At 52.7% G+C, this 8,876-nt stretch carries 7 protein-coding genes; all 7 read right to left on the bottom strand.

The features are described from left to right. Window positions 1-783, bottom strand: a 783-nt coding sequence (locus tag HY879_26110; protein ID MBI5606820.1) for a transglycosylase domain-containing protein, incomplete at its 3' end; no start/stop codon positions are given. 620 nt (window positions 784-1,403) lie between these two features. Further along, a complete protein-coding gene (locus HY879_26105) occupies window positions 1,404-2,288 on the bottom strand; it encodes a CoA ester lyase (GenBank protein MBI5606819.1) in 885 nt (294 codons plus the stop codon). 201 nt (window positions 2,289-2,489) lie between these two features. After that, window positions 2,490-3,230 carry a fumarate reductase iron-sulfur subunit gene (locus HY879_26100; GenBank protein MBI5606818.1) on the bottom strand — a complete coding sequence of 247 codons (741 nt, stop codon included), beginning with the start codon at window positions 3,228-3,230 and terminating at the stop codon, window positions 2,490-2,492. Window positions 3,231-3,477: 247 nt separating this feature from the next. Beyond that, window positions 3,478-5,352 carry a fumarate reductase flavoprotein subunit gene (locus tag HY879_26095; protein ID MBI5606817.1) on the bottom strand — a complete coding sequence of 625 codons (1,875 nt, stop codon included), beginning with the start codon at window positions 5,350-5,352 and terminating at the stop codon, window positions 3,478-3,480. A 241-nt stretch (window positions 5,353-5,593) separates the two neighbouring features. Continuing rightward, window positions 5,594-7,492: a GNAT family N-acetyltransferase gene (locus tag HY879_26090; protein MBI5606816.1), complete on the bottom strand. Its 1,899-nt coding sequence runs from the start codon at window positions 7,490-7,492 to the stop codon at window positions 5,594-5,596. 27 nt (window positions 7,493-7,519) lie between these two features. Beyond that, the gene (locus HY879_26085; GenBank protein ID MBI5606815.1) at window positions 7,520-8,086 is read right to left on the bottom strand and encodes a nitroreductase family protein; all 567 of its coding nucleotides are present in this window, start codon (window positions 8,084-8,086) and stop codon (window positions 7,520-7,522) included. 16 nt (window positions 8,087-8,102) lie between these two features. Further along, window positions 8,103-8,672 carry a bacterioferritin gene (locus HY879_26080; protein MBI5606814.1) on the bottom strand — a complete coding sequence of 190 codons (570 nt, stop codon included), beginning with the start codon at window positions 8,670-8,672 and terminating at the stop codon, window positions 8,103-8,105. Window positions 8,673-8,876 lie beyond the last annotated feature (204 nt).

Below are 8,876 nucleotides of genomic sequence, written 5' to 3'. Positions count from 1 at the left end.
GATGCCGTAGATCCCCCGTGGGCCCTCCTGTCCGAAGTAAATTTTGTTAAGGTACATTTCAAGGATCTGATCTTTTGAGTAGCGCAACTCAAAAAAGAGGGCCAGTTCCGCTTCGCGCAGTTTGCGCCAGAGGGTCTTTTTCGGGGAAAGGAAGAAGTTCTTCGCCAGTTGTTGTGTGAGGGTGGAGCCGCCCTGAACGAACCGATGCTCCTTGAGGTTGGTCGACAAGGCCCGGACGATGCCGATGACATCGATCCCGATATGGGAGTAAAAGCGTGCGTCTTCAGAGGCGATCACCGCCTTCTGGAGAAAAGGAGAAATGGCGGAAAGGGCAACCGGGCGCCGGGATTCCATCTTCGGGCCCATGATCCGGCCGATCTCCTCCGGTTCCAGGCGGACCGAGTCGAGTTGCTCCCCGGCCGCGGAGGTAATGGACACCACCCGCCCGTCGCGAACCCCGATGGCCGCGAGGCCGCTCTGACGGGAGGACTTCCCGGTTCCGGCGTCACGGGGGAAAATCCGGATTTTCCCCTGCTCTTCGGAGTACGTCCCGGCAATCGGCGGCCTTCCCGTGACTTTCTTGTAAGCCAGTCTACGCAGCCGCTCGGCAAAGTGCAGGTTCCCCAGATGGTCCCCCTTACGGATTTCCGTGGGGCGGCCGTAAAGGATAGAAGGGGCTTCCCAGTCCCCTCCGGCAACCCCGCGGCCTACCTTGAAGTACAGATAGCCCAGGTGGGCCAGCAAGGCCGCTGCGAGGGCCAGAAAGAGATATCGTCGGATCAAAGCGTCCTTCTTGCGGCTTCTGAGAACGACCGGGAAGCCGCCATCGCGACGTTGATGGCGGATTTCCTGAAGCTGTCTTCGAGATCTAAGAGCCTGTTATTTTCCTGAGTCATCTCGAACTCCTAAGATTTATGCTCCCAAATTGGCTCCAATAATTGTGAACCAATTGTACTGGCAGGCATTTCTTTTTATTGGACAGGTATAATCGGGATTTATGACAGGTGAAAATACTTGCAGCGATTATTCGTCGGCTGCATGCAGCATTGAATTGTTAATTTAGATAATATCAGGAAGTTTATGTATGGTCAATAGTAGTGCCCAGGACTTTTTCGCCATTCCTATGTCCCTGTTATTACACCGTTTACTTTTTATAACTGGGGAAAGTTTATTGGGGTCTGCCTGGATCTGTGATTAAAATAGAAACTAAGCAGTCATGCTGGCCTCAAGCCAGCGCCTCGAAGGATGAAAATTTTGTTTAGGCTATAGGTTATGGGCAATAGGCAATGGGCGAGGTACCGGATTCAAGGTTTTTCCATTGAAACTTGAACCTTGCATCTTGCAACTCTATTCTTTAACTGACCCCCGCCCCCTGATCCCTGACCCCTGAAGGCATTTTCGAACTAAACCGGTCCCACCCCGGCCTGTTCGGCAATCTTTAAAATCCGCTCGGCCATAGCCACATGGAGGTTCTCCACCATTTTGCCGTCCAATTGGATGACGCCTTTCCCTTCTCTCCGGGCCGCCTGAAAGGCCTCGATCACCCTTTGAGCATAATCTATCTCTTCCCGGGTGGGTGTGAAAATTCGATTGACCACTTCGATCTGACCGGGATGAATCAAGGCCTTCCCGTCATACCCCATGGCTTTAGCCTGCAGGGCATGCCTTTCCAGTCCCTCCGTATCCTTGATATCGAAGTAAGGGGTATCCAGGGCATCGATCCCGGCAATCCGAGCGGCCAGGAGAATACGCATCATGGGGTATAAGAGTTCCAAGCGGTCGGCCGTGATCTTCCCCCGGGTTTCACGGGTGAAATCGGCCGCACCAAATAATAAGCCCCTCATCCTGGGACAGGCCAGGGCAATAGATTCGATATTGATGACCCCCCAGGGAGATTCAATCAAGGCAATCAGCCCTATGTTACCGGCAACAAGGCCTTCTTTCTCTTCCACCTCGGCGATCAACCGGTCATAGGCTTTTATATCCTCGGCCCTATCCACTTTGGGCACCAGGATAGTATCCGGGTTCCCCCGGACAACGCCTTCAATATCTTCCCGGCCATACATGGTTGAAAGGGCATTGATGCGCACCACCTTTTCCTTGCATCCGAAATCGGCGCCCCTTATGGCCTCGGCCACGGCCTCTCTGGCCGAAGTCTTCCTGTCCGGGGCTACGGAATCTTCCAGATCAAGGATCAGGCCGTCTACCTCCAGGCCCAGCCCTTTGTTCAAGACCTTCTCATTACCGCCGGGGATAAAGAGCAAGGTCCGCCTTAAACGCTCCGTCATGATTAACATCCTCTTTCTGTTGGTTCAGAGGTTGCGGTCAGCCATCAGTCTTTAGTCTTCAGTAAAATCCTTTACAAGATCTTTCTCCGAACTCTTAACTTTATTTTCGTACGAAAACTTCATATCCGGGGCGGAACACCACGAATCATGAAAATGGGGTTAAGATTCAATGGGGTTTCTACGAACAACGAACTCCGAACTTCATTTCCTGGCAAACAGCCCCTTGATCGCACTCCAGCCCATCTTCCGGCGCATCAGGCCCAATTGGTCCTGGAGGGGGAGATTCTTGGGGCAGATATCTTCACAACCCAAAAGCCCCATACAGCCGAAAATCCCCTCATCCGTACCGACGATCTCAAAATAATCCTGCTCTTTTCGCTGGTCCCTGGGATCGACCATAAAGCGGGCGATACGGTTTAAGGCCACGGCCCCTAAAAAATCAGGCCGCATATTGGCCGTCCCGCAAGCGGCTACACAGCAGCCGCATTCGATGCATCTTTCCAGCTCATAGATCTCAACAGCCGTCCGGTTATCCATGCGTTCTTCCAGGGCGGCCGGATCAAATGATCCATCCCTATGGATCCAGGACTCGACCCGTTCATTCATTTTCCGGAACCAACTGCCTTTGTCTACCGACAGATCCCCCACCAGATTGAAGACCGGCAGGGGCAGGAGGGTAATTTCCTCCGGCAGGTCCATGGTCTTGGTATGGCAGGCCAGGTCCGGCCGGCCGTTGATGAGAATGGCGCAGGAGCCGCACATCCCGGCCCGGCAACAAAAATCAAATTGCAGCGTGGGGTCCTGTTCTTCCCGAATCCGGGTAAGCACGATAAAAAGGGTCATGCCGACCGTTTCTTCCAGATGGAAGGTCTCCAGATGCGGATAAGACTGCGGATCTTCCGGATGATAACGAAAGATATGAAAGGTTAAATCTCTGGCCATAAAAATTTCCTCGATTATTAGCGGATCTCTCATAGCTGACGGCTTCGTAACAAGTCTCCCGGGCCGTCACCCCGGCGCACCCCGGATCAGAGCCTGCCCCGAATTAGATCCGGGGTCCGGGGCATGTCCGGGGTTCAGACACCGTCCCGGTGAAAACCGGGAACCAAACCATTGAACCTGGATTCCGGCTTTCGCCGGAATGACGTAATGCGAATTCCAGCGATTTTTTACGAACTCATCATAGCCTTTATTCATTGAACGCCGCGGTCGGCTCCCCAGGTTCAAGGCCGCAGACCACCGGATCTTCCGAACAGATGATTTTTGCGGCACCGTAGCCCCGGTCGCCGGGAGGAAGTTCCCAGACCCTGGAATTCGGCTCATAGGACAACCCGGGAAGGGTATCTCCCTCCTTCCAGAAGGCCAGGGTCCTTTTCAGCCAGTCCCGGTCATTCCTCTCCGGAAAATCTTCCCGGGCATGACACCCCCGGCTTTCCGTACGCATCAAGGCCCCGTGGGCCACACAAAGGGCCAGACGGACCATCCCCTTGAATCGTATGGCCAGGGTAAGCTCCGGATTCACCCCCTGGTCCTGGGAATGGAGTCCGATCCGGTCGGACCGATCGTAGAGTTCCTGTAATTTTCCCACGGCCTTCTGAAGGTCCGGACCATTACGGAAGATGGATACCCGGTCCATCAGTTCATCTTGAAGAATTTTCCTCAGGGCAAAAACCTTTTCCGGGCCGTTCTGTCTTTGAATGATTGTTTTGATATGTCCTTCTTCTTTGTTATAAGCGTCCTGGATCACCTGGGTATCGAACCGGACCTCATAGCCCTCCAGAAATTCCACCACCCTTTTGCCGACAATCCTTCCGGTCACAATTGTTTCACCCAGGGAATTACCGGCCAAACGGTTAAAGCCGTGAAGATCCCAGCAGGCCGCTTCTCCGGCGGCAAAAAGGCCTTTCAAGCCGTAAACCTCTCCGAATTTATTGACCCGTATCCCGCCCATGCTGTAATGCTGGGCAGGCCGGACCGGAATCATCTCTTCGGCCGGATCAAGGCCTAAAAACTTTTTGCAAATCTCCTCCACCTCTCTAAGATGGGAGTTGATATGGGCCCGGCCCAGGTGCCGGATGTCCAGCCATAAATGATCGCCATAGGGACTTTTCACTCCCAGCCCCTGGCGGATGTGATGGGTCATCCAGCGGGAGACCACATCTCTTGAGGCCAGCTCCTGTTTTAACGGTTCGTATACAGGCATAAACCGGTCTCCGTTGACATCCTTTAAAGTTCCCCCCTCCCCCCGGCAGCCCTCGGTCACCAGAATATTGGGGGGGACGATACCGGTGGGATGAAATTGAACGGCCTCCATATTTCCCAGGGGCACCACACCGGTATTCAGGGCAATGATGGCCCCATTGCCTTCGTTAATAACCGCATTGGTCGTCTCCCGGTAGAGACGGCCGTAGCCTCCGGTGGCAATGACCGTAGCCTTGGCCAGATAGACCCGAAGCCGGCCATTCTTCAGACAGCGGGCCACGACGCCCATACAGGTTATTCCATTATGAATCAGGGCAATGGCTTCCACCCGGTCATGGACCGGAACATCCATCTGAACGCAGACATTATCCATGGCATACAAGAGGGTATGACCGGTCCCGTCCGAAGTATGGCAACCCCGCCATTTAGAAATACCGCCGAATTCCCGGCCCGTTATGAGCCCTTCATTTTCTTTCGGTTCAACCTTTTCAAATACCTTTCCCCCCTTGTAGTAGGTACTCTTCCCGCCGACGACCCGGTTCCAGGGGACCCCCCAAAAGGCCATTTCCCGAACGGCGATCGGGGCCTGTTCGGCATACAGACGGGCCACTTCCTGATCACAGCCCCAGTCGGAGCCCTTGACGGTATCCACAAAATGAATATCCGGACAATCGCCATCGGCCATAGCGCAATTCCCCAGGGCGGCTTGCATGCCGCCCTGGGCGGCAGATGAATGGGACTGCCGGGGAGGAACAATGCTCAGGCAAAGGCTCTTAAATCCATGCAAGGCCGCCTCTACGGCTACCCGTTCTCCGGCCAGACCGGCCCCGATGCAGAGCAGATCCGTATAATAAGTTTCCAAGATAAATACTCCCTCAATTGGGTTTATTAAGTCATTGAGTCTTTGGGTTTAATGGGTCAGAAAGGGGACATCCGGACCTCATTTGTAGACTGTCGACTGCCGACATTTTTAAATAATTCAAACGGTATTGTCAAGGATTTTTTTGAATGATTATTGCCCTGATCGGAATAACTCTTTAGGGGGGGTTCCCCTCAGACCAATACTCCCGGGATTAAAAATCCTGGGGTGGGATGATCGATCATCAGGTTCCCCGAAAAGTCAGCTTCAGTTGATAGACCCCTTGCTCATTTTGTTTTTGTATGTCAAAACCCATGGTCTCGAATAAATGGAGCATCGCTCTATTTTCCATCAGGACCTCGGCGGTAAAACCTAAGAGTCCTTCCCGCTTGGCTAAATAGGTTAAATAGGCCAGGAGTTCCCTGCCGATACCCTGGCCCTGATACTCATCACGGGTCACAAAAGCGACTTCCGCCGTATGGTTGGTCTCGGTGATATAATATTGCCCCAAACCGACGATTCTTTCCACTTCCCCTTCTTTGAGGCAAGCCACAATAAACATTTCCGTTGTATAATCGATGATGACAAATTCCTGCAACCTTTCGTGGGGCATATCCTGGCGGAAAGACATGAATCTGCGCTTCAGGGTCTGGTCGGAAAGGGAATAGAAAAAATCTTTTATCAGGGGCTCGTCGCTGATTTTTACCGGCCGCAGAAAGAGTTGCAGACCGTTCGCCGTGGTCCGCATGCTCTCCAGATATTCCGGATATTCTCCCCTTTTCCCCGGGATAAAGGCCTGGTCCCGGTAAATGAGATTGGCCTCTTTGGCTTTCTCAATCAGCCAGGGGCGGAAATCAGGATGGGCAATGGAAATCAAGGCCATGGCCCGTTCCCGTATGTTCTTTCCATGGAGAAAAGCGATGCCGTATTCCGTCACCACGTATTGGACGTCTCCCCGGATAAGGGTAACGCCGGCGCCCTCCCGAAGGAAGGGAACGATTCGGGAAACCTTCCCCCACTCGGCGGTGGATTGGATGGCCAGAATGCTTTTACCGCCCGGGGCCAAAACAGCCCCTCGCATGAAATCGGCCTGCCCCCCGATCCCGCTGTAAAAGGTCTTGCCCAGGGACTCGGCGGTCACCTGCCCGGTCAGATCGATCTCCAGGGCGCTGTTAATGGCGGTCATATTTTTTTGCCTGGAGATGGTCAGGGGGTTATTGGTATAGTCTATGGTCCGGAACTCGATGCTGGGGTTATCCTCGAGGAACTCGTAGGTCTTCCGATGGCCCATGCAGAAGGTGGCCACGGTTTTACCCCGATTCAGGGTCTTGCGGCTGTTGTCGATGGCCCCCAGTTTAATCAATTCCACCAGGCCGTCGGTCAACAACTCGGTGTGTACCCCCAGGTGTTTCTTTTGATTAAAGTGGCTCAAAATCGCATTGGGCAGACTCCCATATCCGACCTGAATGGTATCACCGTCCTGGACCAGGCGGGCCACATACTTTCCGATCTGGCGGGCCACTTCATCAGGGGCGATGGCTTCGTATTCCAAAAGGGGTTCATCCCGGCAGACGATGAAATCCACGTCTTGGATATGAATAAATCCGTCCCCATGGGCCCGGGGCATATGACGGTTGACCTGGGTAATGACCAGGGAGGCATTTTCCACCGCCGCCTTGACGATATCCACGCTGATCCCCAGGCTCATATAGCCATGGATATCCGGTGGAGACGTTTGGATCAAGGCTACATTAATCGGCACAAACCCCCGATAAAATAAATCCGGTACCCTGGATAAAAAAATGGGGGTATAGTCAGCCAGTCCCCGGTTCACCGCCTCCCGGGCATTATTTCCTACGAAGAAAGAGTTGTATCGAAAATTTTCTTTAAACTTTTCCTCCATATAGGGGGTGACTCCCAATGTCCAGACATGGAGGATTTCCGCGTCGAAGAAGGCCTTGGGGTTCGATTCGACAAATTGGATCAAGGCCCGAACCAGATATTGGGGTTCACTACAGGCCGTGCTTATAAAAATACGATCCCCCCGGTGGATGTGGCTGAATAATATTTCTTCGGAGACGAACTTTTCCGGATAGGTCTTTTCTATTTGCTCACAAAGGTCAGTTTTTTCATCCTGAGCCAACGACTGACTCCTTCCCCGGAGATTGGGTTATAAGATGATTTTCAGGATATCGGGTTCTTTTCGCTCCGGCATGGAGGGAATATTATTGGGATAGCCCAGGATGATGGGGGCCCATATCCGATATCCCTCAGGCAGACCGATTTCCATCAAAAGCTCGGGATCCCTGACTTCCGCCCCCTGGGCGACGAAGCAGGTGCCCAGACCCCTGGATGCGGCTGAGAGCATAAAATAAGCAGCGGCGAGTGCACAATCGATGGCGATGGTAGCCCCCTTGAGACGGCCGACAATAGCTACCAGACCAGGGGCATTGTAAAAGACATTGAAGCTTTCATTCTTCAGGATCTCCAGATAACCCTTCATGGGCGAATTGGGGTCTTTTTCAATGCCGGCGATGATCGTCTTTTTGCTGGCATCGGAAATCCTTTTCATCATTGCCCGATTGTTGATTATAATGAATTTCCAGGGCTGGAGGTTGCTGGCGTTAGGGGCTTTGATGCTGTCGGCGATGATTTCTCTGATCAAATCCACCGGGACCTCTTTATCCTCGAAGTCTCTGACAGCCCGTCTTTTTTCCAATAATTCTTTGAAGTCCATTTAATTCTTCCTTTCTTTACCGCAATGTCCCGGCCCCGCCTTGCGGGGGGGTTGTACCCTGTCTGGCGACGAAACCCTGGGTCTGGAGGCCGGTGGTTGAAGGGGTACCGGCTATCCGGGCCAGATAGGTGCCGTCGAGTTTCTCGATATGGCTGCTGACATTTTCAAAATAATTGAAATGCACCTGCTCCTCATCGATGACGGCTTCAAAAAGCTTCATACTGATACTGTCGCCTTTTTCCCGACAAGTGGTCAGGAACTGGTTGTAGGTATCGATGGTATGGTCTTCCAGGCTGGCATCAAAGGGAAAGAGGACTTCGACTTTCTGTCCTTTTTGAACCTTCCCCGCCAGGTCTGAAGTCGGCTCTCCACCCAACTCCTTAATGCGGTCGGCAAACATCTCGGCATGGCGCATTTCATCGATGGCGATCAGCTTGACCTTGGCGGCCATATCGCCGTAATCCAGGTTGTCCAGGTTATAGTGCTGGTTCATGTATTGATGAATCGCCTGCAACTCCATGGCCCGGGCCTTATTGAGCAATTCAACGATCGGTCCCCGCCGTTTTTCCTTGGAATCCTGTGCCATAAAACACCTCCTGGGCTGATTTTATTAAATAGGACGCATATTTTCGCCGATTATATAGATAACTTCAGACATCCTGACACAGTGCCTCATTTTTATGTAACATGGACGATATCCTTGACACCATAAACGAGTCGAAGCTTCGAACCCGGGAATAATGTTTTTGTCGAATTCAACATTTCACAGAGCCTTCCGATAGCCTTGCTG

Source organism: Deltaproteobacteria bacterium (genome assembly GCA_016219225.1).
GTDB lineage: Bacteria > Desulfobacterota > RBG-13-43-22 > RBG-13-43-22 > RBG-13-43-22 > RBG-13-43-22.
The sequence above is the reverse complement of the archived record's forward strand: the minus strand, read 5'-3'. Positions and strand labels throughout refer to the sequence as shown.

Coding starts and splice junctions, on each gene's coding strand:
- HY879_26105 (MBI5606819.1), bottom strand. CDS start 2,288: ATGACGGAGCGTTTAAGGCGGACCTTGCTCTTTATCCCCGGCGGTAAT.
- HY879_26100 (MBI5606818.1), bottom strand. CDS start 3,230: ATGGCCAGAGATTTAACCTTTCATATCTTTCGTTATCATCCGGAAGAT.
- HY879_26085 (MBI5606815.1), bottom strand. CDS start 8,086: ATGGACTTCAAAGAATTATTGGAAAAAAGACGGGCTGTCAGAGACTTC.
- HY879_26080 (MBI5606814.1), bottom strand. CDS start 8,672: ATGGCACAGGATTCCAAGGAAAAACGGCGGGGACCGATCGTTGAATTG.